Source organism: Bradyrhizobium erythrophlei, assembly GCF_900129425.1.
GTDB classification, from domain to species: Bacteria; Pseudomonadota; Alphaproteobacteria; order Rhizobiales; family Xanthobacteraceae; genus Bradyrhizobium; species Bradyrhizobium erythrophlei_C.
This window is the reverse complement of record NZ_LT670817.1, coordinates 5,926,399-5,952,625: the sequence shown is the minus strand read 5'-3', so window position 1 is coordinate 5,952,625 and position 26,227 is coordinate 5,926,399. Positions and strand designations below refer to the sequence as shown.

Sequence of the window (26,227 nt, the reverse complement as noted above, 5' to 3'; positions counted from 1 at the left end):
ATCGGATGACATTGGACGGAAAAGAGAGACGCCAATGAACTCCACATCCACTCCAAAACCAATTGAGCCCCACGATGCCCTGATCGCGCGCGCCGATGAACAACTCGCGCACGTCCACGAACAGATCGCGCGCGCGGATGAAGAGCTCGCGCGTTTGAGTGAACGGCTTGCAAAAATGGACCGCGATGCCGCGCGCCCACCTTCGGCCGGACCTGGCCCGCAACCACCGCCCGGAAGGCCGGCGCTCCGGGCCCTCGTCGGGTTGGCGCTGGCGGCGTGCATCGTTGTCGCTGCCCTGGTTTTGCAGTCGTCCTATGGCAACCGGGCCAAGCTGGTTGTCGCCCGCTGGGCGCCGCAGCTCGTTTCAACTCGATTATTGCCGCCGCAAAATCCGCCGCTTCCCGCGCAGCCCGCTCCACCTATCGTTCAAGTGGCTGAGGCAGCATCACCGCAAGCAACGCCGTTGGCTCAGACCGCACCGCAAGCAGCGCCGTTGGCTCAGGCCGCACCGCAAGCCACGCCGTTGGCTCAGACCCCACCGCAAGCAACGCCCTTGGCTCAGACCGCACCGCAAGACGCCGCGCCGACAGCTACCGCAGCACTTGCCGATACACAGCTGCTGCAAGCGATGGCGCGCGATCTTGCGAATGTGGAGCGAAACATCGAACAGCTCAAGGCGAACCAGCAACAGATAGCCAGCGACAATTCAAAAGCCATTGGGGAGCTCAAGGCGAGCCAGGAAGAGATAAAACGCGTGCTCGCGAAGGTTTCCGAGCAGAACCCGCCCAAGACGTCACCGCCTCCGACGCAGCCGACTCCGAGCGTGCGCAAGCCCGAGCGGACGCATCAGGCCCCATACGTGAGAGCGCGGCCTCGAATCCCAAGGGACTGGATCTACGACGACGACTGGTAGCCGTCGATAAAAGTTTCCGCTGCGTCCTGGCTCAATCTAACCTCATCTGATCACGCTCTGGAGGATCTACGCATACGAAGCGTTTGGCGAATGGAAGGTAGCCGAGTTCGTCAAGGACGATGAAGTCCATCCAGGTCAGATGCTCCGCGATGCTGCCCTGCCGTCCGCTACGGGCCGCAGTCCCGAAGACTCCGTGTTGTGAAGAACAACAAGCAAGCGCAGGGAAAACGAGGCCGCGATGAACTTGCAACGGCTGCTCATAATCAATGCGGTAGCAATGCTCGCTGCCGGCGTCGTTCTCTTCCTGTGGCCAGAGCTGGTTCCCGGCGTCGCCGGAATCGAACTTCCGCGGTCGGCCTTTTTCCTCTGCTACCTGCTGGGAGCATCGGAACTCGCCCTCGCTACGCTGTGTTTTCTGGCTGTCAAGATAAGCGATGCCGCGGCGTTGCGGGCCATCGTCATCACCTGCATCGTATTCCATGCGAGTTCGGGCGTCGCCGGTGTTTGCGCTGTCGTTCAAGGAGCTGCGGCGGCCGTATGGTGGAACGTTGCCCTTCGAGGTGTCATGGTCATCCTCTTTGTTCACTATGGACCGCGTCGCTACACTTTATAGGCACATCCAGATTTCATTGATGCGCAAGAATGCCGGAAAAGACGCAAGGCTTCCGGCAGACGGCGCGTAAGCAGAGCGAAAGGACACGCAATGGCCAAAAACACGATTTGCCTGTGGTACGATAAGGATGCAGAGGCGGCTGCCCGCTTCTACGCCGAAACCTTTCCCAACAGCGCAGTGGGTGTCGCCCACCGTGCACCCGGCGACTACCCATCCGGCAAGGAGGGCGACGTGCTGACGGTGGAATTCACGGTCGCCGGCGTCCCCTGTATCGGCCTCAACGGCGGTCCCGCGTTCAAGCATAACGAAGCTTTCTCGTTTCAGATCGCCACCGATGATCAGCAAGAGACCGACCGCAACTGGAACGCCATTGTCGGCAATGGAGGCCAGGAGAGTGCGTGCGGCTGGTGCAAGGACAAGTGGGGCGTCTCCTGGCAAATTACGCCGCGCGTGCTGACAGAGGCGCTGGCGGCCGGCGGCGATGAAGCTAAGCGCGCATTCGATGCCATGATGGACATGAAGAAAATCGACCTCGCCGCGATCAAAGCGGCACGGCGCGGCTGAGGCGGCAGTGTGTACCGAAAACTTTATCCGAGTTGATGACGTGATGGAATCGCCTAAACTGGCCGAATGATCGGGCTGTTCTGTTTCGTTCTGGCCGTCCTGGCCTCGCCATTCAAGTCGAAGTTGCGGCTTGAAGCGGAGAATGCGGTGCTCCGACATCAGCTGATCGTCTTGCGGCGCAGGGTGAGGGGTCGAACTCAGCCTACCAACAACGACCGCTGGTTCCTCGTCCAGATGTATCGATGGTTTCCATCGATTTTGAAGGTCGTAACGATCGTTCAGCCTGAGACGTTGGTGCGGTGGCATCGGGCTGGCTTTCGTCGCTACTGGCGTTGGAAATCGAACTCGCGGGGAGGGCGCCCGCGCATTGAGATGGAATTGCGCGCGCTGATCCGGCGGATGAGCATGGAGAACCAGCTTTGGGGTGCGCCACGCATCCATGGCGAACTGCTCAAGCTTGGATTCAGCGTCGCTCAATCAACTGTCGCCAAGTACATGGTCAAGCGACGTGGATCTCCAAGTCAGGGATGGCGGATCTTTCTGCGAAACCACGCTCCGGACATTGCCGCCATGGATGTGTTCGTGGTCCCGACCATTGGCTTTAAACTGCTGTATGGCTTCGTGATTGTACGGATTGATCACAGAGAACTCGTCTGGATCAACGTCACAACCAATCCGACGGCGGAGTGGATCGCACGCCAGATCACCGAGGCTTTTCCTTGGGACGGTGCTCCGGGTTACATGATCCGTGATCGCGATCGGATCTATGGCAGCCTCGTGACGCACCGATTGCGCGCCATGGGGATCCGGGACAAGCCTACCGCACCAGCCTCGCCTTGGCAGAATAGCTTCGTCGAACGGCTGATCGGATCGATCCGGCGTGAATGTGTGGACCACGTCATTGTCCTGGGCGAGGCACATCTGCGCCGGATTCTGAAATCTTATGCTCGCTACTATAATGAGACGCGGACACACTTGGCCTTGGATAAAGATGCGCCGGTTTCTCGCCCGGTTCAGCGAACCGGTGTGATCAGTTCACGCGCCATCCTGGGCGGACTTCATCACCACTACGCCCGTGTTTAAGTTTTAGGTACAAACAGGTGATCTAGCGTGTCGTAGACGGCCACGTGTCCATTCAGCTCTACTGCTAATCGACGCTTTTGGTTGAAATAGGCATAGCGGACTTGGTTCTGCGCGCCAGTCCCGTTGGGGAACCCTAGTTCCGCTGGCCACCAATGACCCGACGCTCGGCCGGGTCTCTCTGGTACGAATAGGCTGACCGAACCTCTATCTAAGACGTTGTGGCCGCCCTCCTGTTGGCCGCCACCCTCCCTCTGCGACTGTGACTGAAAGCCCGCGGGGAATGGCACGAAGGGTTGCATAGCCAAGATTTGTGACAGCTCGGAACACAAGCCGTCGACCTTCGCCTTGAGGCCGTGATTGAACATATCGCCGACCATCGTCATGCCACCCGGCATCCACTGCCCGGCACCACCCAATTCCCGATGGTCAAACTGCGCCATCGTGCCTTTGCTGTTCAGGAGGGCCTGCAACAACGTCATCACCGCGTCGGCACTGACTCCGTAATGCTGAGCCAGATCGTTTATTCTCTGCAAGCCTTGGTCGGTTAGGCGGGGCAAGGAGTTGTTCCTTAGCGGCGGGAAGGTATGACCAGCCGCGCATAGTAGAAACCGAGTCCTTTATCAGTGCAAGAACGGACATGACGCGGTCTCTGCGCCATGTGGCAGTTTGACCCAACTGAGACATGGGCCCCGGAGCACGTCGTGTAGACGAAGCAGCGCGCCATGCGTCAGAGTGCCTTCCTCATTCACTGGAGGTGCGGCATGACGAGCACGGCGGCGATGGAGGCTGGATCTGCGTCAGTCGAACGGCTGCTGGCGGCGGCAGCGGCGACCATGGAAAAGGCGCGCTATTGCTGGGCGATGACGGTCGCCGAGGACGGCAGCGTCAACGCGCGACCGATGGGTCCGCAAAAATCGCTGGCGAGCGAAGATCCCTTCGGCATCCTATTCCTCACCCGCCGCGGTTCCCGCAAGGCGCTGGAGATCGGCCGTACCGGCCGGCTGAGCGTGGTCTATCAACATGACGCCGATGACTGCTATGTCACCCTGATCGGGCGCGGTGTCGTCATCGCTGACCGGGGACTGCTGCGAGCGCGCTGGCAGCCGGCCTGGAACCAATTCTTTCCCGCCGGCGCTGATGACGAGACCTCCATCTTCGTTCAGCTCGTAGCCGACCGCATCGAGCTCTGGGTGCGCGGCGTGACGCCGGAGCCGTTCGGGACGCGCGGCTCCATAATGGAGCGTGGTCCAGGGCAGCCTTGGCGCCTGGTCCAAGGCTGACGACCTCTTAGTCGTCCGTCCGAAAACATATTAAATCGTCGCCGGTGTTTCAGACATTCCGATCGACTTGTTGCCGGCGATGATCGTCCTTGACGATCCCGCAAATCCCTTCTTCGCTCATCTTTTCGATCCGAAAGATCCCGAACGATCTCTTGGATCTGGAGCGCGCTTTCTCGGCGCGCAGATCGCGGTGACCAATGAGCCTTTTTCGCATGATATTGAAGCGATCTTGCCGTGGTTATTTGTTCGAACAAGAGCGCCGCCGCGCTGAACTAGCGGCCGCCGAGTGAACCGGCACGATTAGACGAGAGCGATCGGCTCAAAAAGATTTACGGACCCATGAAATTAAAATTGATGGCGTCCGTTTCATTCATGAGACCGACCAAATGCAGTTCAGTTCGGTGCAGATCAATCTCCAGGATCGTCAAAAGAAGCGCCAGCACGACCGTCGTGAAGACGAGTGAGGAGGAGGTCTGGGCTGGGACACTCTGATCGTGCGGCGAGACTCGATCGTGGAACGACCGGCAAATCGAGATGAAGTGCTCATACGCTTTGGATCGTATTTGCATCTCGTTGTCCTTCTGACGAAGGAAGTGCACGATAGGTGCCGGCCGGCTGCGGTTCAAGATTAGCGGTACGCAGCCAGAGAACTCCGTTCAGCAAACCGGGTGAAAAGCCAGCCCTCGCAGTGCAACATGGAACTTTAACAGGAGCCTGCTTCGTTTGAGGGCGGACAATTTGAAGCATCTGAAGCCCCGTGCAGCTAATGGCAGTGACGATGCGTTTAGCTTTATCCCTGTGGGTTGGCGGAGACGCAGACAGACCAAACGAAGGGGAGTTCGCTCAATTCAACGAGTGGTCGAAAGTCGCCCAAAGCCAAGGGTGAGTTGCAACCGCAGGGCTGGACCGGCCGACCGACACCTCCTCAGGTGGGCAAAGTCCGCCGGGCATGCAAGCCGTGCCGAGGGATCAATCAAAACGGTGGTGAGACCTCAAGAGTAGTGTCGCGCACGCTCGTTTAACTTCGCCCATGATGCCCTCTACCGGCTAAAGAAATTTGAGGCACAATCGCGGTTTGCGCGATAGCCGCCAGTACGACATCGACGGATAAGCAATGAATTGGCGCCTCTACCTCTGCTCAATTGCAGCCGCGCTGTCGCTGGGCGTCGAGGCTGCCTGGGCTCAACTCTCCGGCCATGGCGGGCCAGTCCGGGCGATCGCCATTTCGGCCGATGGCAAGCATGTCCTGTCCGGCAGTTTCGACACTTCCGCCATCCGATGGTCGCTTGCTACCGAATCCGCGGAGCAGGTTCTTCGCTTCCACTCGGATGCGGTGAACGCGGTCGCCTTCCTGAAGGACGGACGCGTGGCGACCGCTGGCGCCGATGCGAGGATTGCCGTCTGGACGGCGGGCCGGCAGCAGCCCGATCAGGTTTTCGAAGGTCACCGTGCCCCGATTGTAGGACTTGCCGTCTCGCCCGACGGCTCGATGCTCGCATCTGCATCTTGGGATCGAACCGTGCGGCTTTGGCCGCTCGGTTCCAGTGCGCAACGCGTATTGGAAGGCCATTCGCAAAACGTCAATGGCGTTGCCTTCATGCCGGACGGAAAATCGCTTGTCAGCATCGGGTATGACCTTACGCTCAGGATCTGGCCGCTGCCGGAGGGACCGCCGGACGTCATCACACTGACATCGCCGCTCAACGCGGTGGCGATCGCGCCTGACGGAGAAATCGCGGCGGGCGGTGCCGATGGAAAAGTACGCTTTCTGACCGCGGGGGCCATGGAGACCGGCGAGATCCAAGCCGGCCCGGCGCCCATCGTCGCGCTGGCGATGTCTCCAGACGGGTCGTTGATCGCAGCCGCGGGCATAGGCGGCGCCATAGCGGTCATCGATCGCACGGCGCGAAGCGTGCTGCGAACGCTCGGCGGTCCGGGTTTTCCGGTCTGGTCCGTGGCATTCTTGCCCGATAACGCGGCCGTGCTGACGGGCGGCGCAGACGGTGCGATCCGACGCTGGAATGCACTGACGGGTGACCCGATTGGATCCTCGCTGAGAGGCACGCCGGCCGATCCGCTCGCAGCCTTTGCAGGGGACCACGGCGCGGAAATATTCAGGGCCTGTGTTGCCTGCCATACGCTGTCGGAGAAGGACAATGCGCGCGCAGGTCCGACCCTTGCTGGATTGTTCGGTCGCAGGATCGCGTCGCTGCCCGGCTATCGCTTTTCCGATGCGCTGAAAAGCATGTCCATCGTATGGACGCCGGAGACCGTCGCAAAATTGTTCGAGGTCGGTCCGAACGCCTATACGCCCGGCACCAAGATGCCGGAGCAGCGCATCGGGTCGCCGGAAGGCCGTAAGGCACTCACCGATTTTCTCGCACGCGCGACGACCAAATAGTCAGTTCTTGGACTCCTGCTCGCGCTCGCGCAAATAGTCGTCGGTCGTGCGCGGTGCCGCGCTCGGGAACGCCGGCGAAGGGGTCGAACTGCTGTTCGCTCATCGTAATGACGCGGCAGTCGGTGCACATCCTGATGGCGTCGATCCGCTTGTTGTTTGCCGGAAACATCCAGTGCCGCCCTCGAGCTTCGCCGCGATCTTGTCGATCGTGCTTTTGACACCGAACGACTTGCTGCAGCGGATGCAAAGCGCAGGCTCTTCTTCCTTGATGATCTTCGTGCGTGCCGTAGCGGCGGTGAAGTCGATCTGCGGCTTCAGCGTGATGACCTTTTCCGGGCAGGTGCTCATGCACAGCCCGCACTGGACGCAGGCGTCTTCAACAAACTTGAGCGCCGGACGTTCGGGATCGTCGAGAAGCGCGCCCGTGGGACACACCGATACGCAGGACAGGCACAGCGTGCATCCGTCCAGATTGACGCTGATCGTGCCAACTGGCGCGCCCTCGGGCAGCGAAATCACATCGGTCGGTGCTGGTGCCAGGCGGTGCAGTTCGCTCAAGGCGAAACGAAGCAGGTCGCGCCGCTTTGCCGACGGTTCTGAAAGTTGCAGGCGGTTTGACGGTTGCGGCGGGTTTAATTCCGCGCAGCGCCTCGCCGAGCGAATCCGGATCGTCCGTTTCGATCGTGGCAACACGGCGCCCCGAAAATCCGAGGCCGGAAAGAATGGCTTCGGCCATTGCGACGGTCTGCGAAAGGCCGGCAATGTCGTGCAAGGGTTTGGCGCGCAGAAGGAAGCGTACGCTCGCCGCGCCGTAGGCGAATGCCGCGACGATGGTTTCCAATCCGTCCTCGTTGACGGCAAGCGGCAGCACATTGGCCGGCAGGCCGGTGCCATGGCGGGCGAGCGCATCGATCAGCGCCGTGCCGTGTTGGCCGTTATGGAACAGGACGATGGGCTTGGAGCCGCCTGCCTGATCATAAGTGAGCAGCATGGCACGAAGCTTATGCAACAGAGCGTCGGCAGGTGGCACGGCTTAGGAGGCCGCACCGGTCGGACACGCCGCCGCGCACTGGCCGCATCCGGCGCAGATTTCCGCGCTGATCTTGACGTGGTCGCCATCCGGCGTAATCGCGCCGGTCGGGCAAAGGTCGAGAAAGCGGTGGCGGCCGGTGATGTTTGAGCGCGAATGGGCGCAGAGCTCCGCGGTGAAATTGATGTATTTCGGCTTGTCGAAGGTTCCGACGAGATCGCGCGCTTTGAGTACGGCCCGCAGCATCGCCGAAGGATCCCGCGGATCGGCGCGCAGATAGCCGTCGCGTAGATCATGCACGGAAAACAGCGGCGGGCCGCCAGAGAGGTCAAGCACGAGATCGCAGCGCGAGGTCGCGCCATTACGAGGCGCTTCAAAAATGAAGGCGTCGCGCGAGGAGGGGCGGGGCGCCGCGTAGTCGTCGATCGTAAGCTCGAAGGCCCCGAAATGGCCCTTGGCGTTGCGGATCGTTCCTTTGACGATTGGGAAGGATGTGACGGCCGGCGGCGCGATCTGCGCCGCCCCAGCGATAATGACGGTGACATCAAGATGATCGGCCAGCATTCTCCCGGCTTCGACCGCACTCTCGTCTCGACCATAGATCAGGATCACGCCTTCGCTCGTTAGATTCACGAGCGGAAAACCAGGCGCGAGCTCGGCCGCGACGGCGAGGAGGGCAGCCATTTTCGGTCCCGCCTGGACCCCTTCCGTGGACCAGCCTGCCGTCTCGCGCAGGTTGACGAAATCGATCCGCTCGGGGCGCTCGCCTGCCTCGTCCGAGAACAGCGGCGCCTCCTGGGTGCAGCCGACGGTGAGTGATCCCTCCTCCTTCGCGGCGATGCGAAACTGATCGATCTCGGCCCGGCAAAGTTGACGGAAAGTTGCGATCTCGCTGTTGCAGCATCCGCGTTTAACGGCGGCCGCATCGAGGCGCATCGTATCCTCGCAAGAGCACCTCAGGATCGTTTTGGGGGGATCTGCCATGCTTTGACTAACCCTCCGGTAAAGAAGCGCGGAACGGCAGCGAGCGGACTCGCGCCGGCGGTCCGCCTCGTATAATTATGTACTGGAGAAGAAAAGGAACCCGGAGCGCCCGCTGTCACCGACCATGCGCACGCGTGCCTTCATATCGGAACCCATCGAACTGCCTCCGCCGTTTACCCTGGTGAGGCTGCGCGAGAGCCGTGACGCCTTCACCCACGCGCTCGAGGTCGCCGCAGAGAGGGGCGCCGGTACGCTGGTCTATGTCGGACGGTTTGATCTCGCGGAGTTTGCGGTTGTGCTCGAACCGGACGAGCCATTGCGCACCGCGCGCCGCGCCTTCTATGCCGGGATGGTGGCGCTGACCGACGCCCTGCGCGCCTATGCGCCGCCGAACAAGGAGGTGGCGATCGATTGGCCGGACACGATCCGCATCGATGGCGGCCTCGTCGGCGGCGGCCGGCTCGGCTGGCCTGCGCTTGCGAACGAGGACGAGCCGCCGCCGTGGCTGGTATTCGGCGCCATGATCCGGACCGTCTCATGGTCGACAAGGAGCCGGCTGTTCATCCGCTCTCCTCCGCGCTGGAGCAGGAGGGGTCGGCGAGGCAGGCGCCGTGCAGGTGACGGAAAGCTTTGCGCGGCATCTGATGTTGGCCATCGACGCCTGGCAGGTTGACGGATTTGGCAGCGTGGCGCACGAATTCCTGGCGAGGCTTTCGCGTGAAGGGCAAGTCAGCCGCCGGATCGACGAGAACGGCGATCTCGTCACGCACCGGATCGGCACTGACAAAACCAAGCGGCGCGATCTGCTCAAGGCCTTGGCCACGCCGTCGTGGCTCGATCCGAAACTCGGAGGACCGCGCCTGTGAAGCTCTTGCGCACCATCGCCCTTGATCCATCCGACACGTTCGTGTTCGACGTAGCGGCGGAACCCGGCGACTGGGCCGTGTCGGGCGCGTTCCGTTTCTGCAACCGGGATCCCGTCGGGCTGACCGGCAAGGACCGGTCGGCGTTCCGCAGCGGCTTTCTCGGCGTGCGAGCCTGGGGCTGGTCGACGCTTGCACAGATCGTCCACGCGACGGTGGCCGATCGCCGTGCTTTGGTTGAACTCCTTGCCGCGCAATTGGTCGAGCGGTTCGGCGCGCCGGATCTTGCAATCGCACGCATGGCGGCAGAAGAGGAAGTCGCCTTTGCGGAACAGCTCTGCACGCATCCGGTCGGCAGTCTGATTGCGGTCCACCGCACGGCGACCGATGGCGAAGTCCGGGAATCTTTCCGTAGATTGAAGCTGCGGGAAGGGACCGGCCACGGCAAGGCGTTCTCGTTCATGGAAATCGAGGATGACGTTGAGCCCGACAGCAATCTCAATCTTGAGAATATGAGTCAGGAACCGCGGCACCGATGAAGGACTTCTTGATTTCCTGCGGCCATCATCTGCTTAATCGCAATGCGAGCGGCGGGTTGGTGGTTACGGATGAATTTCTGAAAGCCTATTTCGCGCGTCCCGAGCTGATGCCGCCCGAAGACGCCTGCGCGTTCGAACGCAGGTTGCACCGGGAACTGCTCGCCGACCCTCGCCGGCCGGTCGGTGCTGACGAGGTTGCCGCGATTGCCGATGCCGATGCGCGGGAGAACTGGCAGTTCGTGTTGGCGTTCCGCGACTTGTTGCTGCGGAATCCGACGCTGGAAGCCGCCTATCTTGCAGTTCCGTATCCATCAATTTGCCGCCGCTGTTCGTCAACCAACTCGTTCAGGTCATCTTGTGAAACGCACTCGACGATTGCGACGATCCGTACGCCCCGCGCGCGGCCGAGCTGTTTTTCCGCCCGCAGAGGATCATGCTGCACGACCAGTCATTGCTTCTGGGGGACGAGGAGGTCATTGGCGGACTCAAAATCACGCCGGTATTGTCCCTGATGTCGATGCGGGGTGCGACCACCGATGCCCAGATCGACATCCTCAATGAGGAAAACGCCGACAGCTACTGGCAACGCAGCGACCAGTTCGACATGGGGCTTGATCTCACCAGTGGAAAGCGGGGACGCTGAAATCTTCTGCGTCGCTCGCTCGCTTACCTGTCTCTATCCCGAGATAGAAGCCGTCATGCCAATACCGCCGCGAGGCGGTGACCGGAGGCGGGCCTGTGATAAAATTCCTTAACCGGCCGGGCCCGCCAGCCCAGGTGCGAGCCGAAAAATGGCAGCTTGATCAGAGCGCCATTGCCGATCTAGAGTTGGCAGCCTTAACAAAAATGGCCGGTTGTCTCAAAACCGAGCCGCGATAACAGGTTAGGGGAGGTGCCGTTCAATGAGCGGGCTTATTGCGCGTCGCACAGTGTTGGCTGGTGGTGCGGCTTCTCTGCTCGCCGCCCCTTGGGTGGCCAGGGCACAGGCAAACACGTTGCGCATCGGAATGCAAAGCATTCTGTCAGGGCCGATTGCGCTACTCGGCACCTCCTCGCGCAACTCACTGATGATGGAGCAGGATCGCATCAACGCCGCCGGCGGCTTTCTCGGCCGGCAGATCGAATTCGTCTTCCGCGATTCAAAGGGCCAGCCCCAGGAGGCCGCCCGCATAGCGCGCGAGCTCGTGAACACCACGGGCTGTGAGCTCTTGGTCGACGCCGAGGCCTCGTCCGCCTCCTTTGCGGTCCAGGAAGTCGTGCGCGACCTCGGCATCGCTTGCATCCACACCAACAGTGAGACCTCGTCGCTGACCGCCGATCCTAATATCCGCGCGCCCACAGCCTTCCGCGTCGCGCGCCAGGGCGTGCACGACGCCGTGGCCGGCAGCATCTATCTCGCCGAATTCGCGAACACTAAGAAGCTCAACAAATGGGCGACCTGCTCGCCGGACTACGCCTACGGTCGTGACACCACCGCGCAATACCTTCAGTTTTTCAAGCAGTTCAAGCCAGACGTCGAGATCGTCACCGATGCCTGGCCCAAGCTCGGCCAGCCGGACTTCACCGAAGTCATCACCAAGCTGATTCAGGCCAGGCCGCAGGCTCTGTTTACGCTGCTCTATGCCGGCGACCTCTCGGCCTTCGTGAACCAGGGAAACGTCTATGCGCTGTTCTCGCAGATGACGGTGGCGACGCCCAACGTCGATTATCCCGTGCTGGCCGCCATCAAGAATCTGCCGGCCGGCATTCAGTCGGCGACGCGTTACCTCGAGACCTTCCCGGATACGCCTGCCAACAAGGAATGGGGCCAGGCCTACCTAAAGAAGTGGAACGAGCGGCCGACCAACTGGTCGTGGCAAAACGCGGTGGCGATGCAGTTCTACGAGCAAGCCATCAAGAAGGCCAACTCGCTCGACGGCAAGGCCCTGGCCGCGGCCCTCACGGGAATGAAGATCAACACGCCGTTCGGCGCCGACGGCACGATCACTATGCGCGAGGACCATACGACGATCGGCTATGCCATAGGCTGGGGCCAGACCACGCCAAAGGAACCGTTCATCGTCGATGTGAAGGCCGCCGACTGGGGCAAGATCCTCGAGCTCGAGACGGAGTGGAAGAAGCAGCAGAAGTACATCTGAGATGGACCTCAGCGCGCTCGGCGCTTGCCTCACGACGCCCGCCTGCGTGGTCACCCAGACCACCAGCGGGCTGATCGTGGGAATGTTGCTGTTCCTTGTCGCTGCGGGCCTGACCCTGATCTTCGGCGTATTGAAGGTCGTGGACTTCGCCCACGGCACCTTCTACATGCTGGGCGGCTACGTCGCCTATTCCACGCTCGGCGCAACCGACAGCTACACGCTTGCGGTGCTGTCGGGAGCGCTTGCGATGGCGCTGTTCGGTGTGCTGTTCGAACGCGCTTTGATCAGTCGCGTCTACGGCTCCAACGTGCTGATGCAGCTCCTGATCTGTTACGCCGTGGTGTTGATCTTCGACGACCTCGTGAAGATCGTTTGGGGGCCCGAGTTCCACGCCATGGGGATGCCGGCAGCCTTCCAGGTGCCGCCGCTTTTCATCGTGGGCGGTGTGGTGCCGCCCTTTTACGCCGTGCTGATCGGGATCGCAGCGCTGATCGCGATCGTGCTTGGCCTCGGCCTTTCGATGACACGGTTCGGCAAGACGGTGCGCGCCGCCGCAATCAATCCCCAGATGGTTTCGGCGCTGGGCGTCAACACGACGCTGCTTTTCGCGATCGTCTTTGCCATCGGCGGCGGGCTGGCGGGACTGGCGGGCGGACTCGCGGCGCCCGTTCGCTCGCTGTCGCCCGGCATGGGCTTCTCGATTCTGATCGAGAGCTTCATCGTCACGGTGATCGGAGGCATGGGCTCGATCGCGGGAGCGCTGGTCTCGGCGCTGCTGATTGGCATGGTCCGCGGCTTCGGCACGATCGGTTTTCCCAAGTTCACCGATGGCCTGATCTATATCCTGATGATCGCCATCCTGCTCCTGCGTCCGCAGGGCCTGTTCGGCCGCCGGGCATGAGGAGCCGCCTCGCGCTGCGCGAAATGGCGATCGGCGCCGCCGCCCTGATCGTCGTGCTGGCGATCCCGCTGTTCCATCGCAGCCCCGCCTTCGAGGATTTCGTCATCCGCTTGAGCGCCATGGCGCTGTTTGCGACCTCGCTCAACCTGCTGGTCGGAAACACCGGCATGGTCTCGTTCGGCCACGGCATGTTCTACGGCCTCGGCGCCTACGCCTTCGCATTGACGATGCAGATGACGGATCTCTCGCTGCCCGTCGCCGCCGTGCTTGCGGTGCTGCTGACGACCTTTGCCGCGTTCTGCGTCGGTGCAATCTGCGTACGCCTCAGCGCGGATTACTTCGCCTTCATCACGCTCGCGGTACAGATGCTGTTCTACAGCGTCATCATCTCCTGGCAGAGCCTCACCGGCGGCGACCAGGGCTTGCGCGGCGGCATCCCGCGCCGTGAGATCTTCGGCTTCGAGCTCGCCTCGCAGCTTCATATGTACCAATTCTGCGCGATCGTGGCGGTGCTCGGCGTGCTGGCGTTGCGCCACATCTCGGCGAGCCCATTCGGCCAGACGCTGCGCATGATCCGCGACAACGAGAACCGCGCCAGCTTCCTAGGTATCGTTCTTTGGCGAGCCCGCCTCTGGGCCTTTACGATTGCCGGCGCCTTCGCAGGGTTAGGCGGCGTGCTGGCTGCGCTGTTCGTCTCGGGCGCCTATCCCGAACTCGCCGATTGGCCGAATTCGGGACAGGCGATCTTTGCCGTCATGCTGGGCGGCATCAACAGCTTCCTCGGACCCGTCTTGGGCGCGATGATCCTGCTCGCGTTGAACGATGTGGTGACACGCATCACCGAATATCAGGGATTGGTTCTGGGGATCGTGATCCTGGCCTCCGCGCTCGGGCTGCGCCGCGGTGTGCTCGATTTTCTCAGACTGGCCTGGCGCGGACGCCCGCGATGAAGCTCGAGACCAGAAATCTCACCAAGGCGTTCGGTGGCCTGCGGGCAATCGACGATGTGTCGCTTGATTTTCCGTCGGGGTCGCTTTCGGCAGTGATCGGTCCGAACGGCGCTGGTAAAAGCACCTTCTTCAACCTGATCAGCGGCGCGTTCCGGCCCGATTCCGGTGAGGTGCTGCTCGACGGTCAGGACATCATTCGTCTCTCCAGGAGCGAACGGATGCACCGGGGCATCGCGCGGGCCTTTCAGGTGGCAAGCTGCTTTCCGACCATGACGGTGATGGAGAACCTGATGGCCGCCGTTACCGCCCATATCGGCCAGTGGGGCAATCTCTCCCGCCGCTTTCCGCCGCGCGGTGTGCGAGAGCGAGCCGAAGAGGTGATGGAACTGGTGGGCCTGACGCAGGTCCCGAATCTGGAGGCCGCGATCCTCTCCCACGGCGACCAGAAGCTGCTCGATATCGCCATCGCTCTTGCGCTCGAACCCAGGGTGCTTCTGCTCGACGAGCCGACGGCCGGCATGGGTCCTGACGAGCGCTGGCGCATGATCGAACGCGTGCGTGATCTGTGGGAACGGCGCAAGCTCACGCTGGTCTTCATCGAGCACGACATGGATATCGTCTTCCAGGTAGCGAATACGATCCGCGTGCTGTGTTACGGCCGCGTCCTGGCCGAAGGCACACCGGACGAGATCCGGAACAACAAGGCTGTGATCGAAGCCTATCTCGGCACGGAGGACACAGCATGACGGACCTGCTGCGCGCCGAAGGGTTGAGCGCCTTCTACGGCGCGAGCCAGATCCTGTTCGATGTCGATCTCGCCCTTCAGGAAAGGTGCACGCTGGCGCTGCTCGGGCGTAACGGCGCGGGCAAGAGCACGACCATGAAGACGCTTGCGGGAATCGTGCCGGCCAAGCGCGGCCGCATCTTCTTCGCCGGCCGCGACATCACCCACGCGCCGCCGCATGCGCGTGCCCGGCTCGGCCTCGCCTACGTGCCTGAGGACCGCCAGGTGTTTCCCGAGCACAGCGTGGAGGACAATCTCCTGATCGCGGCAAAGAAGGGTCCCGACGGACGGGGAGACTGGACCTTGCCACGTGTCTGGGAGACCTTCCCGCTGCTCGAAAAACTACGGTCGCGCGAAGCGGGCCGCCTCTCCGGCGGCGAGCAACAACTCCTGGTCATTGCCCGTGCCTTGATGGGCAATCCACTGGTCCTGCTGCTCGACGAACCGAGCGAAGGGCTGGCCCCGATCGTGGTCGCCACCATTGGCAGAGTACTGCGGGACCTCGGAGCGAGCGGCGCCACTATCCTGCTTGCCGAGCAGAATATGCATTTCTGCTTGCGGATTGCTGAGGAAGCACTCGTCATCGATAAAGGAAAAGTGGTGCACCGCCAGGATACGGCTGGCCTTGCCGCGAATGCAGATATCCGGCGCCGCTATCTTGCAATGTAGCAGTTTTTTGTTGGGTCATAGCAGACGGCCCGAAGCGATCCTTGAGTTCGGCTCATTGACGTGCAGAAGCGGCTCCAAGAGCCTGTCTGGGAGACTTTACAGGATCGGCCAACGCGCTGGCCCCGGGGAGATCCACGGCACGCCTGCGACAATGACAGTACCGATCTGCAACGCGACCGAGATCGCGGGGCTTGGCTCCACGCTTCTTCATTTCCGGAAATAGGACGGGGTCCAAGGGTCGGCCGCCTTGGACCCCGAGATGCGGGAGACGAGGTACATTGCCCCGACCAGGACGTAGTGGAGACCGCCATGGACGTGTCCCAAGAGGCTCGCGAGAAAGGCCGCCATGGCGCCAGTAGCGCAAAGACCATGCGGTGTAATGCCCGCGTGGCCTATTCAAGTGGGCAGCCGCAGCGCAGCAAGGGACAACGCTCTATCAGCCATGCTCAGTTTTTGTCGGGGGCTGACACTCGGACCTGCACAGTCGCCCGAATTTGTGCTAAGTCTGCGGCGGTCCGCTAAAAAATTGCATCCAAACAGGGAGGACGACATGCGGGTGAATTGCTCGAAGGTCATTGGCTCGCTGGCCGCAGGACTCTGTTTTATGTCCGCCGGTGCGATAGCGGCGGAGCCTCCGAAGGAAATGAAGCTGTATGTATTCAGCTCAGGAGCGCTGAATCTCGATAAATCCATTATTCAGAACGGCGCGAGCGGCAAAGTGCAAATTCCCGTCGGCTTCTTTTTAATTCGGCATCCCAAAGGGGACGTGCTGTTCGATTGCGGCAATAACGACAAGATCATCACCGACCCCGACTACTGGGGACCCTTCGTGAAGGCGCTCGATCCGGGCCGCTCGCCGGATATCGCCATTGACGCCCAACTCAGCAAGATCAACGTCAAGCCTTCCGACATCAAGTATGTCGTCCTCGGTCACTTCCATGTCGATCATGCCGGCAACATCGGCAAGTTCCTCGACTCGACATTCGTATTCCAGCGCGACGAGATCAGGAACGCGTTCTGGCCGGCGCCGGGCTATGCGACGTTCTTCATCAGCGATGATTTTTCCATGCTGCGGAATAGCGTGGGTGGCGGCATGCCCAGCAAGTACAAGTCCATCGAGCTCGACGGCGACCTGGATCTGTTCGGCGACAATAGCATCTACATCCATCGAACCGTGTCGCACACGCCGGGGAGCCAGATCATGGTAGTGCGCTTGCCCAAGACCGGCACCGTGGTGCTCACCAGTGACGCTGTCTATCTCCAGGAGAATCTGGACAAGAACATCTTGCCGAGCGTCGGTAGCGTCTATGATCCGGTCGGCATGCTCGACGCGTACGCCTGGGTAAAGCGAGTCCGTGACGTCGAGGGAGCCGACATCATCTACGCGCATGACCCCGACACCTTCAAAGCACACAAGCACTCTCCTGAATATTACGAATGATCGCACAGCAAAGTTGATTGCTGCGATCGGGGCGGAATCCCGGGCTTCGGGCCCGGGAGTTCCAAGGCCCGCGCGATTGTTTCCGGCCGTGGCTTTTTGTGAGTCTTGATGTCTCCCGTTGTGCTGGCACAGCATGTAACCAAGTGGTACGGGCCGCGCCGCGCCGTGACCGACGTTTCTTTTGCTATCGAGCAGGGCGAAATCGTCGGCCTGCTCGGACCCAACGGTTCGGGCAAGAGCACGATCTTTCGAATGCTCACGGGCTATCTCGTGCCCACTTCCGGCAACATCGAAGTAGCCGGCCATGACGTCGTTGCCGATTCTCTCGCGGTCCGCCGCACGCTAAGCTATGTGCCCGAGGATGCGCCGCTGTACGACCACATGACGGTCGCCGAATTCCTGCGCTTCATGGCCAACATCAAAGGATTGCGCAGCGCTGCGGCGAAAAGCGCCGTGGACGCGGCTGCGGAGCGGCTCGATCTGACGCCCGTGATGACGCTGCTGACGGGCAAGCTGTCCCGCGGCTTCCGCCAGCGCGTCTCGATCGCGCAGGCTCTGTTGGGCGATCCCAAAGTTCTGGTGCTGGACGAACCGACCAGCGGGCTCGATCCGCATCAGGTGATCGCCGTTCGCGATCTGATTCGGTCGCTGGCCGGCCGGCATACCGTGGTGCTTGCGTCGCATATCCTTCCCGAGATCGAAAAGATCGCGTCGCGGGTGATGATCCTTCTAGACGGCGCCCTTTTAACCAACGATGCGATGAAGGACGCGGAGGGGCGCCTGTTGCTGCGGGTTTCGGCAGCCGCTTCGGAGGAAGCTGTCCGCGGCGCCGTCACGGCCGTCGCTGGAGTGCACAGTATCGCCGTCAACCCCGACAGCGGTGCGGAACCGGGGCATTATCTGATCGATGCCGAACGCCGGCCGTCCGTTGCCGCCGATATCGTGGTCGCGCTAGTCGCGGCCGGAATAGCCGTTTCCGAAGTGACGGAGCGCCGCCCGGATCTCGAATACGTTTTTCTTGAACTCACACGGCGACCGGCGAGGGCGGCAGCATGAGGAGCTTCGCGATTTTGTTGTTCAAGGAAGAGACGGCGCTGTTTTCCTCCCCCATTGCCTATGTGGTGATGACAGCTTTCCTTCTCATCATGGGCTACAGCTTCACGCTTACCTTGTTTCTCAGCCATCAGCCCAGCATGGTGCATGTCTTTTTCCAGATGTTCGTGCTGTTCATGCTGACGACGCCCTTGATTACCATGCGGCTTTTGGCCGAGGAACGTAAGCTGCGGACCCTAGAGGTGCTGCTCACGTCGCCGGTCTCCGAGATCGCGATCGTGTTGGCGAAATTCGTCGCCAGTATGAGCCTGATCGTCGTGATGCTGTTGCTATCGGGCTGCTACGCGGCGGCGCTGGCATTCTTCGGTGATCCAGATTTTGGCCCGATCTACAGCGGTTATTTTGGTTTGCTTCTGTTCGGTTCGGCGCTGGTCGGTACGGGACTCCTGGCCTCGGCGCTTACCACCAATCAGGTGATCGCAGCGTTGGTATCGCTCAGTGTCTTCCTGCTGCTCTGGATCATCGACAATTTCGGCTGGCTGTTGCCGAGCCCGGCGGACACGCTGGTAGTCAATCTTTCGCTCTCGGTGCATTTTCGGCCATTCGCTGTGGGCTCGATCTACCTGTCCGACGTAGGCTTCTTCCTCAGCACTACGCTGTTGATGCTGCTACTAGCCGTCCGGGCGCTCGCGCGACGGTAGAGAAAGTCACACATGCCGCGCTTCGGCCGATCTGACATTGCTGTTGCCGTGCTGGTCGTAGCCGCACTTGGGTTCGGCGTGCTCGGTTTTGCCGGCTTTGCCCACGAAATTTCGAACGGTCTGCTATTCGTGGCCTGGTCGCTGACGCTGCTAACGCTGTTCGTGCTCGCGATCCGCCTTCCACTGCGTGGCAGCGGGGCGCGCTTGTCAACCTGGGTGGCCAGCGCGCTTATCGCGTCCGCCGCGGTAGCCGCCGTGATTGCCGCCAACGTGGCGTTGTACCGGCACGACGTGCATTTCGATGTGAGCCGAGAAGGACGCAATACGCCTCCAACACAGCTTACTGACGCTATCGATCATCTGCATGCGCCGCTGTCATTGACCTACTTCTATAATGCGGGGGATGCGAACGCACTTGCCGTCCGGGACCTGATCACGATCGCAGCGCGAAACCAACCGTTTTTGGCGTTTCACCCCATCGATCTCGACAAGGAGCCGGGGCTGGCGCGCGATAACGGCGTGCATTCCTACAACACCGCAATGCTGCAAGCGGGTGAGCGCAAGGTGCTGGTCGAAAACCTTACGGATCCCGCTCGTTTGGGCTACGCGGTAGTGCGCGTCCTGCGGGAACGCCCCGAAACGATCTGCTTCATCACCGGGCACGGTGAAACATTTCGTCCGACGCCAGCCCATTTTCACTACAGTCACCTCGAGACGCTGAAGGGCCACGACACGCCGGGCGCCGGAGACGTCCTCGTTGCCGAGCCGGAGCAACTCGATCGGTTCCAGCTTGCGCTAAACGAGATCGGCTTCGATATGCGCGAGATCATCACGACAACCACGAACTCGCTTCCGTCTGATTGCACAGTCGTTGCCGTGATAGGTCCACGCACCGCATTTGCGCCCGGGGAGGCAGACCTGTTGGTCAAATATCTGGAAGGCGGCGGTCGCCTCCTGTTGTTGATCGATCCCCTGTCTTCGCTCGACCCTGATTTCGAAATCCGCCTACTCGGTGCGGTCGGACTATCGACCGAACCGGCCATCGTCATCGATCCAGTGAACCATTTCCGCACCGATCCGGACAAGGTGGCTGTTCCATATTACGCGCCGCATCCGATCACGAAGCGTCTCGCGCTTACGGTGTTTCCGCAGGTGAGGCCGATCCACGTCGGTCGGCCGCCAGACGGCGTAAACACCAGTGTGCTTGCTGCGAGCAGCCAGGATAGCTATCGAAGGCCGCCCTCCGCCGCGGGCGGATTGACAGCTGCGACGGATGGACAAGCGGCTCCTGAGGTCGACCGTGGTGCTCAGGCCCTCGTCGTTGCGCTCGAAGGAGCTTGGCCGGGAGCGCCGCCGGACAAGCGCTTTCGCCTGGTGATCGCCGGCACCAGCAAATTCGCCACCAACGAATATTTCCCGTATGTTTCAAATGGCGAGCTGTCGGTCGCGATGGTGCGCTGGCTTGCTGAGGATGAGGCTACGCCGAACGTCGCGCCGCAGACCTACAACCTCCCGGAAATCGTGCTCACCAGCCAACAGATGCGCGATACCTTCATAGTGCTGGAGGTGCTGTTGCCCCTGACCACTGTATTCTGCGGAGCGGTGATGTGGTGGAGACGGCGTTGAAGAGGGTAGTGGCCAAGCGCGGTGCCGTTCGATGGAAGACACCGATCGCGGCCACTCTGCTGGTGGCGCTTCTCGTTGCGCTCACGGCCACCGGCCAATGGCCGGAGCTGCGCAGCAAGGTGTCATTCTCTTCCAAGGGCCTCCTTACAATCGCGCCGGCTAAAATCTACCGTGTCGAGGTGCGCTCAGGTGCAGACAGCGTCGCGCTTCATCGCCAGCCAGGCGGGTGGTCGATCGACGGAATGCAAGGCGCCGTGCCGGCCGAGCTTGCGTCGCATCTCGATGCTGCGCTTCGGCTTGTGAATGTAAGCGAGGCGGCGCGCGAGATTCCTGCCAGCGAGCTCACTGCCGGGAGCTTCGCTGAATTCGGGCTCGATCCGCCGGCCAATGTTGCCGTGCTCGAAACCCGGGACGGCGTGGCGGCGACGGTGAACTTCGGCACCCTAAACCCGGCCGGCACGTCGCAATATGTCAGGCTGGGCGGTGCTCCAACGGTTTATCTCACGGCCCGCCATGTGGGCGTGGAATGGCGGGTGGTACTCGACATGGCGCGCCGGCTGCGGGGGCAGGCCGAATCTGCCGTCGCAAGCCGCGGAACGAGCCTGCTGCTCCCGGTTTCGATGGCGCAGGTGTGGGCGATCGAGATCGTGTTTGCGGGAAAACTCACCCGTTTCGAACGGGACGCCTCCGGAAATTGGTTCAGGCATACCGGCGAGCACGCCCATACGGCTGGCAACAACGTACATGTCGCCGATCCCGCGCAAGCGGGCACCATCGAAACCGCGCTCCGTGCATTCGACGCAGCCGTAGTCGAAACGCGCGTCGGGCCTGTCGATACGGCGCACCTGGCTCGATACGGGCTCACATTGCCGACGCTGATAGTGCTGTTCTACGCACGTGACAGCTCGACGCCGCTGGCCCGGCTCGAATTCGGCGCAGCGGCCGAGAGCCTCGATCGTTATGCGCGTCTCGCCTCGGATGGTGTGGTCGTGACAGTCGCGGAGTTCGAGGTCAGGCGCCTGACCGAGCTTCTCAAGGCCGTGGGAGCAGGCTGGTGAGGTCCCTGCGCGTGGTCCTGCTCGCCGGGATCACCCTCGGCTTCGGCGTGTCAGCGCATGCTCATCAGGTCAAACTCTCGACGGCGCGCGTCACGTTGGGCGGGGATCGTACCGTCAGCGTCGAGGTGGCGCTCAAGGGCAGCGACGCCGATCGGCTTGCCGGCACGAACGTTTTCGATGCGCAGCGGGACTCGGTTGATCCGACGCTGGTCGCTGCCTCCGCAGCACCAATTCTTGCCTATGTAAATGCGCATGTCGCGGTGACCGGTCTCGACGGCAAGGCATGCGTGGCTGGCGCCGCGGCGCTGGTACCCGACGGCGACGGCGTTATTTACCGCAACGCCTTTTCGTGCCGCAACGTCAGGGGCGACATCGTTTACCGTTCGACGGTGCTGACCGCAATCGACCCCAGCGCCCGCCAGATCGTATTGATCGGCGAGGGGGCGAACGTGCCGCAAGCGCTGCTCGACGCCAGTAATACGACGGTAACGCTCTCCGCGCCCGCGCCGTTGCTCTTGTCGACAATGCAGCGCTACCTCGTCACCGGCATCGAGCACATCTTCCTGGGCTACGACCACATCGCTTTCCTGGTCGGTGTCGTGCTGTGGGCGCGGCGGTTTGTTCCGGTGATCAAGATCGTTACAGCGTTTACGATTGCCCATTCGATCACACTCTCACTTGCTGCCCTGAACATCATTGTCCTTCCCGGCGCCGTCGTGGAGCCTGCGATCGCCGCGTCGATCGTTTTCGTTGCTATGGAGAACTTCTTCTCGCGCGACATCGACAGCCGCTGGCGGGTGACTTTTGCATTCGGGCTCATTCATGGCTTTGGCTTTGCCAGCGCCCTTCGGGAGTTTGGATTGCCGGCGAACGCGGTCGTCCCTGCGCTTGCCGCCTTCAACATCGGAGTCGAGGTCGGCCAAGTGGCAATCGTGTCGATTGTGGTTCCGGCGCTCATCGTCCTGGATCGGCTCATGGCCACCGACCGGGCGAAGCCGGTGAGGACCGCGTCGCTGGTCTACGCTCTTTCTCTGCTTATCAGTCTGCTCGGCAGCTACTGGCTCCTCACGCGCCTACTCGAAGCATAGCAGGGACGAAGTCGCAATAGCGGGTTGGAACTTTCTTGGTGCCCTGTGATCGCGCCGAATACGCCATGGAGATACTGGGGCCGACCAGCAAGCGTGACGGGATCGCGGCGACCCCGTCGCACGGCGACCAGAAACTGCTCGATCACGCTGGCGCTGGTGCTCGACGAGTCCACTGCCGGCATGGGTAGTTGGCGGATGACCGACAAGGTCCATGAACTCTGGGAGCGGGAGAAGATCACAGTGGTCGAGCGCGACATGGATCTTCAAAATTGCGCCGTTGATATTCGTCCTTTGTTATGGCCGCATTCTCGCGACCGCGACTATCGCGGATCTGAAAGTTAACGGTTACATTCGCCAGCGCTACCTCGCGCTTCAGGTCTCACGTCCGCGTGCGATTGTCACGGACTTGAGATGCCGTTGGTTGGGGCTCACTGACTGATCAAGAGAGCTAAAAAATGGATTTAGTCGCGACTGCTCAGCCAAGACAGAAAGGTTTAGCAGTCGTCGAGTGGCCGCTTGTGGCGCAAAGCGGCCTGTCCCTGTCGCAAACTCAATCTGACTAGCAGTTAATCGAGAATCGGGCGATGCTGTCACGGGATGAGAAATCTTGTCAGACTCGTTGTCTAGATGGTCGCAGATCTGTTTCGGTCGCGGGCAGCGCTCAAGGCTGAAATTCTGACGTTGCGGCAGCAGATAAACGTTCTGCGGCGAACCGCTCCTAAGAACAAACCTTTAGCGCCATCGACCGCTTGATTTTTGTTTGCCTCCATCGGCTTCGCCCGGGCGTTCGCGATGCGCTGGCGATTGTCAAGCCGGAGACCGTGATTAAATGGCACCGCGCCGGGTTCAGATCGTCCTGGCGGTGGAAATCGCGGCGCCGTGGGGGCCGACCAACTGTAGCGCCTGAGATACGCAAGCTTATCCGCGAGATGAGCATTGCCAATCCTCTGTGGGGAGCGCCGCGGATCCATGGAGAACTCCTCAAGCTCGGCATCGAGATCGGACAGACCAGCGCGGCCAAGTACATGGCCAAGCGAAGAGACCCGCCATCCCAAGGTTGGAGGACGTTCCTTCGCAATCATGCCGACGGCATCGCCGCGATGGATCTGTTCGTCGTGCCGACGATCTCCTTTCGTCTGCTCTACGGCTTGGTGATTGTCGGGCATGGTCGACGGCAGATCTTATGGTTTGGCGTCACAGCGCATCCGACCGCAGATTGGATCGCAAATCAGATCACGGAAGCCTGCGGCTGGGAGCTGGCTCCCCGCTATCTCATTCGTGACCGGGACGGGGCCTATGGTGAGGTCTTCATCCGAAGGCTTCGATCAATGGGCATTCGCGACCGACCGACATCGCCGCGCTCCCCTTGGCAAAATGGATATGCTGAACGGCTGATCGGTTCGATCCGCAGGGAATGCCTTGACCACGTCGTTGTGTTCAGCGAGCGCCACCTCCGTCACCTACTGCTGTCGTACATGAAATATTACAATGGGGCCCGCACGCATCTATCCCTGGAGAAAGATGCACCGGTCTCGCGCGCCGTCGATCGCGCCGGGCACATTCTTTGTCGCAAAATTCTCGGCGGGCTACACCACGAATATGTCCGGATTTGATTTACGACAGGCACAGGGGTTCGCACCCACTGGAAAGCGCCGCCTTGTCACGGCGCGCACCCAATTAGGACATCACAGCATGTGCGCTCTTTGGCTGTCTCTGGGAGACAGCGGACATTCGCTGACCAGCCCTGATGGCGTGGCGTAAGCAGATTTGCGCTCGCTTTGGAGATGGTCAATTCCGAACCGCCTTTGCCGAGCCGTTGCAGCGCGCTGCTAGGAGACCGCCGAGTTGGCTTCGAGCCAAGTGGCAATATTGACCGCAGCATCTGTATAGAAAGTGCGATAGAGGTCCTCGGTGACGTAGCCGATGTGAGGCGTCGCGAGGACGTTGTCCAGCTTCCGGAAGGGGTGATCGGGAGGCAACGGCTCCACGTCGAATACATCGACCGCTGCGCCTGCGATCCTGCGCGCCTGCAGCGCCTCGATCAGGGCCGCCTCATCGACGATTGGACCCCGTGATGTATTCACGAACCTGGCGTTCGGCTTCATCAGGGCGAACTCGGGTGCCCCGATCAGGCCTCTGGTACGGCCGCTCAGGACGAGATGGACCGTGACAACATCCGCCTCGCGGAACAGTGTCTGCTTGTCTACGAGAGTGGCGCCGGTAGCGCTCGCCTTCGCCTCGGTTAGGTTCTGGCTCCAGGCGATCACCTTCATCCCGAAGGCGAGACCGATGCGCGCGACCTCTCTTCCGATATTGCCCAGCCCGACGACCCCAAGGCTTTTGCCTCGCAGGTTTGAACCGAGGTCTCTCTGCCATCCGCCGACCCTCAGCGAGGCGGCCTCCCGGTCGATGCACCGCATGCTCGCTAGGATCAGCGACCAAGTGAACTCGATGGTAGGAGTGGAATCGTAACCCGTCGCGGTGACCGCGATGCCGAGATCGGCCGCGGTCTGGGTCTCGATAGATGCGTTTCGGGGTCCTGTCGAAGCTATTAGCTTGAGGTTCGGTAGCTGCTGCAGTATCTCCCTACTGAGCGGCGTGCGTTCGCGCATGACGCATACCGCGTCGAACGGCCGCAAACGCTCGACCACTGCCGAGGTGTCGGCAACGTGGTCGTTGAACACGGTGATCTCGGCGTGACGCCGGACGCCCGACCAGTCGGCGAGCCGCAGCGCGACGTTCTGGTAGTCGTCGAGGATTGCAACGTTCATCGGTACCCTCCGTTAGCGTTCGGCGACAAAGAACTTGGCCAGAGCTCCAGCTCCCGCTTTCGGGTCACTCTTCATCGGAATGTGGCCGGCCGACTTGATCCGAACCAGCACTGTTTCCGGGATCTCCCGCGCGTAGCGTTCGGCATAGTCGACCGTCTGAAATGGGGCATCCTCGCCCCACACCAAGAGCTTCGGCCTCCTGGATTGGACCAGGGCCCGGCAGCATCTCCTGAGTATAGCGGTTTTCCGCCACGCCCGCGAGCGTCAGCCAGGATCGAGCGACCCTGGGGTCGGTCCACGGATCGAGATATTCCCCAATCTCCGCCTCGCCCGGACGTCCGAGCGCCTTCACGGCGAACACGCGACGCGCGGCGAGAACATCGTCCCTCGTCGTCGCAGCGGCCAGGGCCGGATCTCGGAAGCGAGCGACGCCAAGTATACGCCACGAATCGTACATGATGCCGTTCACCGCGGCCAAGCCCGGTTTCAAGAGTCAGCGTGGGCGCAAGAAGCCTTCCTGTCTGCCCACAGACAGAATTGACCACGGCTATCCGATGAGCCATCGCCCTTTGTGAATATCGAACTTCACCGAACCTTCGCCTCGCATTTTTAACAGGAGCGATTGGCAAGATTCCTCATTCATGACATTGGCGCGTCTCATGATCTCGTAAACTTTAAGCGGCTTCTCGCGGAGCGCACTTAGGATATTTTCTCGGTCACCCATGACCCGTTACTCCCGTTTTTCTGTCAAACAGAACCGCCACTGTTACTTACGCC

At 61.4% G+C, this 26,227-nt stretch carries 24 protein-coding genes and 5 pseudogenes; 22 read left to right on the top strand and 7 right to left on the bottom strand.

The window, feature by feature from the left end:
- Nucleotides 1–34: 34 nt before the first annotated feature.
- Nucleotides 35–913 carry a hypothetical protein gene (locus B5527_RS28565; protein ID WP_079604484.1) on the top strand — a complete coding sequence of 293 codons (879 nt, stop codon included), beginning with the start codon at nt 35–37 and terminating at the stop codon, nt 911–913.
- Between the two features lie 82 nt (nt 914–995).
- Here the strand turns inward: B5527_RS28565 and B5527_RS44655 are convergent.
- Nucleotides 996–1,088, bottom strand: a pseudogene (locus B5527_RS44655) (IS21-like element helper ATPase IstB); the annotation flags it as partial.
- A gap of 528 nt (nt 1,089–1,616) precedes the next feature.
- Here B5527_RS44655 and B5527_RS28555 point away from each other — a divergent pair.
- On the top strand, nt 1,617–2,090 hold the full coding sequence (locus B5527_RS28555) for a VOC family protein (RefSeq protein WP_079604482.1): 474 nt from the start codon (nt 1,617–1,619) through the stop codon (nt 2,088–2,090).
- 66 nt (nt 2,091–2,156) lie between these two features.
- Nucleotides 2,157–3,173, top strand: coding sequence for an integrase core domain-containing protein (locus tag B5527_RS46715; protein WP_245332295.1), 1,017 nt, complete (start codon nt 2,157–2,159; stop codon nt 3,171–3,173).
- Here B5527_RS46715 and B5527_RS28545 read toward each other — a convergent pair.
- Entirely contained in the window at nt 3,170–3,730 is a 561-nt protein-coding gene (locus B5527_RS28545) for an SHOCT domain-containing protein (protein WP_154072585.1), read from the bottom strand. The two genes, B5527_RS46715 and B5527_RS28545, sit on opposite strands and share 4 nt — an antisense overlap.
- Before the next feature lie 204 nt (nt 3,731–3,934).
- On the opposite strand from B5527_RS28545, the gene B5527_RS28540 reads away from it, so the two are divergent.
- Together B5527_RS28540 and B5527_RS44650 are read left to right on the top strand one after the other, a co-directional pair.
- Nucleotides 3,935–4,453 carry a pyridoxamine 5'-phosphate oxidase family protein gene (locus tag B5527_RS28540; RefSeq protein ID WP_172842693.1) on the top strand — a complete coding sequence of 173 codons (519 nt, stop codon included), beginning with the start codon at nt 3,935–3,937 and terminating at the stop codon, nt 4,451–4,453.
- A gap of 70 nt (nt 4,454–4,523) precedes the next feature.
- Nucleotides 4,524–4,724, top strand: coding sequence for a hypothetical protein (locus tag B5527_RS44650; protein WP_154072584.1), 201 nt, complete (start codon nt 4,524–4,526; stop codon nt 4,722–4,724).
- A 58-nt stretch (nt 4,725–4,782) separates the two neighbouring features.
- Here the strand turns inward: B5527_RS44650 and B5527_RS28535 are convergent, their stop codons facing one another.
- Complete coding sequence (locus B5527_RS28535; RefSeq protein WP_079607574.1) at nt 4,783–5,022, bottom strand: hypothetical protein; 240 nt, start codon at nt 5,020–5,022, stop codon at nt 4,783–4,785.
- A 545-nt stretch (nt 5,023–5,567) separates the two neighbouring features.
- On the opposite strand from B5527_RS28535, the gene B5527_RS28530 reads away from it, so the two are divergent.
- Nucleotides 5,568–6,854: a c-type cytochrome gene (locus B5527_RS28530; protein WP_079604479.1), complete on the top strand. Its 1,287-nt coding sequence runs from the start codon at nt 5,568–5,570 to the stop codon at nt 6,852–6,854.
- On the opposite strand, the pseudogene B5527_RS28525 reads toward B5527_RS28530, so the two are convergent.
- Nucleotides 6,855–8,820 (bottom strand): annotated as a pseudogene (locus B5527_RS28525) (4Fe-4S binding protein). It lies immediately after the preceding gene.
- A 172-nt stretch (nt 8,821–8,992) separates the two neighbouring features.
- Here B5527_RS28525 and B5527_RS28520 point away from each other — a divergent pair.
- The 8 genes and pseudogenes from B5527_RS28520 to B5527_RS28485 all read left to right on the top strand — a co-directional run bounded on the left by B5527_RS28520 (nt 8,993) and on the right by B5527_RS28485 (nt 15,712).
- A pseudogene (locus tag B5527_RS28520) lies at nt 8,993–9,734 on the top strand (biotin/lipoate--protein ligase family protein).
- Entirely contained in the window at nt 9,731–10,270 is a 540-nt protein-coding gene (locus B5527_RS28515; RefSeq protein ID WP_079604478.1) for a DUF6505 family protein, read from the top strand. The pseudogene B5527_RS28520 and the gene B5527_RS28515 overlap by 4 nt, the downstream one beginning before the upstream one ends.
- A pseudogene (locus tag B5527_RS28510) lies at nt 10,267–10,907 on the top strand (DUF6352 family protein); the annotation flags it as partial. The gene B5527_RS28515 and the pseudogene B5527_RS28510, both read left to right, overlap by 4 nt.
- 265 nt (nt 10,908–11,172) lie before the next feature.
- The gene (locus B5527_RS28505; protein ID WP_079604477.1) at nt 11,173–12,408 is read left to right on the top strand and encodes an ABC transporter substrate-binding protein; all 1,236 of its coding nucleotides are present in this window, start codon (nt 11,173–11,175) and stop codon (nt 12,406–12,408) included.
- 1 nt (nt 12,409) lies between these two features.
- Complete coding sequence (locus B5527_RS28500; protein WP_079604476.1) at nt 12,410–13,309, top strand: branched-chain amino acid ABC transporter permease; 900 nt, start codon at nt 12,410–12,412, stop codon at nt 13,307–13,309.
- Nucleotides 13,306–14,259 carry a branched-chain amino acid ABC transporter permease gene (locus tag B5527_RS28495; protein WP_079604475.1) on the top strand — a complete coding sequence of 318 codons (954 nt, stop codon included), beginning with the start codon at nt 13,306–13,308 and terminating at the stop codon, nt 14,257–14,259. The genes B5527_RS28500 and B5527_RS28495 overlap by 4 nt, the downstream gene beginning before the upstream one ends.
- On the top strand, nt 14,256–15,005 hold the full coding sequence (locus B5527_RS28490) for an ABC transporter ATP-binding protein (protein ID WP_079604474.1): 750 nt from the start codon (nt 14,256–14,258) through the stop codon (nt 15,003–15,005). The genes B5527_RS28495 and B5527_RS28490 overlap by 4 nt, the downstream gene beginning before the upstream one ends.
- On the top strand, nt 15,002–15,712 hold the full coding sequence (locus tag B5527_RS28485; RefSeq protein ID WP_079604473.1) for an ABC transporter ATP-binding protein: 711 nt from the start codon (nt 15,002–15,004) through the stop codon (nt 15,710–15,712). Before B5527_RS28490 ends, B5527_RS28485 begins: the two co-directional genes overlap by 4 nt.
- A gap of 178 nt (nt 15,713–15,890) precedes the next feature.
- On the opposite strand, the pseudogene B5527_RS44645 reads toward B5527_RS28485, so the two are convergent.
- Nucleotides 15,891–16,063 (bottom strand): annotated as a pseudogene (locus tag B5527_RS44645) (TRAP transporter large permease subunit); the annotation flags it as partial.
- A gap of 253 nt (nt 16,064–16,316) precedes the next feature.
- Between B5527_RS44645 and B5527_RS28480 the strand changes: the two are divergent.
- From B5527_RS28480 to B5527_RS45840, 8 genes are all read left to right on the top strand, one after another.
- Nucleotides 16,317–17,153 (top strand): N-acyl homoserine lactonase family protein, encoded by an 837-nt coding sequence (locus B5527_RS28480; RefSeq protein ID WP_172842692.1) that lies wholly within the window; start codon nt 16,317–16,319, stop codon nt 17,151–17,153.
- Between the two features lie 108 nt (nt 17,154–17,261).
- Nucleotides 17,262–18,209, top strand: coding sequence for an ABC transporter ATP-binding protein (locus tag B5527_RS28475; RefSeq protein WP_079604471.1), 948 nt, complete (start codon nt 17,262–17,264; stop codon nt 18,207–18,209).
- Between the two features lie 17 nt (nt 18,210–18,226).
- Nucleotides 18,227–18,907: an ABC transporter permease gene (locus B5527_RS28470; protein WP_172842691.1), complete on the top strand. Its 681-nt coding sequence runs from the start codon at nt 18,227–18,229 to the stop codon at nt 18,905–18,907.
- A gap of 12 nt (nt 18,908–18,919) precedes the next feature.
- Nucleotides 18,920–20,533 (top strand): Gldg family protein, encoded by a 1,614-nt coding sequence (locus B5527_RS28465; RefSeq protein ID WP_079604469.1) that lies wholly within the window; start codon nt 18,920–18,922, stop codon nt 20,531–20,533.
- Entirely contained in the window at nt 20,530–21,591 is a 1,062-nt protein-coding gene (locus tag B5527_RS28460) for a DUF4340 domain-containing protein (protein ID WP_154072583.1), read from the top strand. Before B5527_RS28465 ends, B5527_RS28460 begins: the two co-directional genes overlap by 4 nt.
- A gap of 11 nt (nt 21,592–21,602) precedes the next feature.
- On the top strand, nt 21,603–22,679 hold the full coding sequence (locus B5527_RS28455) for a HupE/UreJ family protein (protein ID WP_245332293.1): 1,077 nt from the start codon (nt 21,603–21,605) through the stop codon (nt 22,677–22,679).
- A gap of 195 nt (nt 22,680–22,874) precedes the next feature.
- Nucleotides 22,875–23,021, top strand: coding sequence for a hypothetical protein (locus tag B5527_RS46710; RefSeq protein ID WP_245332292.1), 147 nt, complete (start codon nt 22,875–22,877; stop codon nt 23,019–23,021).
- A gap of 758 nt (nt 23,022–23,779) precedes the next feature.
- Nucleotides 23,780–24,292, top strand: a complete 513-nt coding sequence (locus B5527_RS45840; RefSeq protein WP_245332291.1) for a transposase — start codon at nt 23,780–23,782, stop codon at nt 24,290–24,292.
- Nucleotides 24,293–24,508: 216 nt separating this feature from the next.
- Here the strand turns inward: B5527_RS45840 and B5527_RS28440 are convergent, their stop codons facing one another.
- Both B5527_RS28440 and B5527_RS28435 read right to left on the bottom strand, forming a co-directional pair.
- Nucleotides 24,509–25,450: a D-2-hydroxyacid dehydrogenase family protein gene (locus tag B5527_RS28440; protein ID WP_079604466.1), complete on the bottom strand. Its 942-nt coding sequence runs from the start codon at nt 25,448–25,450 to the stop codon at nt 24,509–24,511.
- Nucleotides 25,451–25,462: 12 nt separating this feature from the next.
- Nucleotides 25,463–25,636 (bottom strand): alpha/beta fold hydrolase, encoded by a 174-nt coding sequence (locus B5527_RS28435; protein WP_197689224.1) that lies wholly within the window; start codon nt 25,634–25,636, stop codon nt 25,463–25,465.
- Nucleotides 25,637–26,227 lie beyond the last annotated feature (591 nt).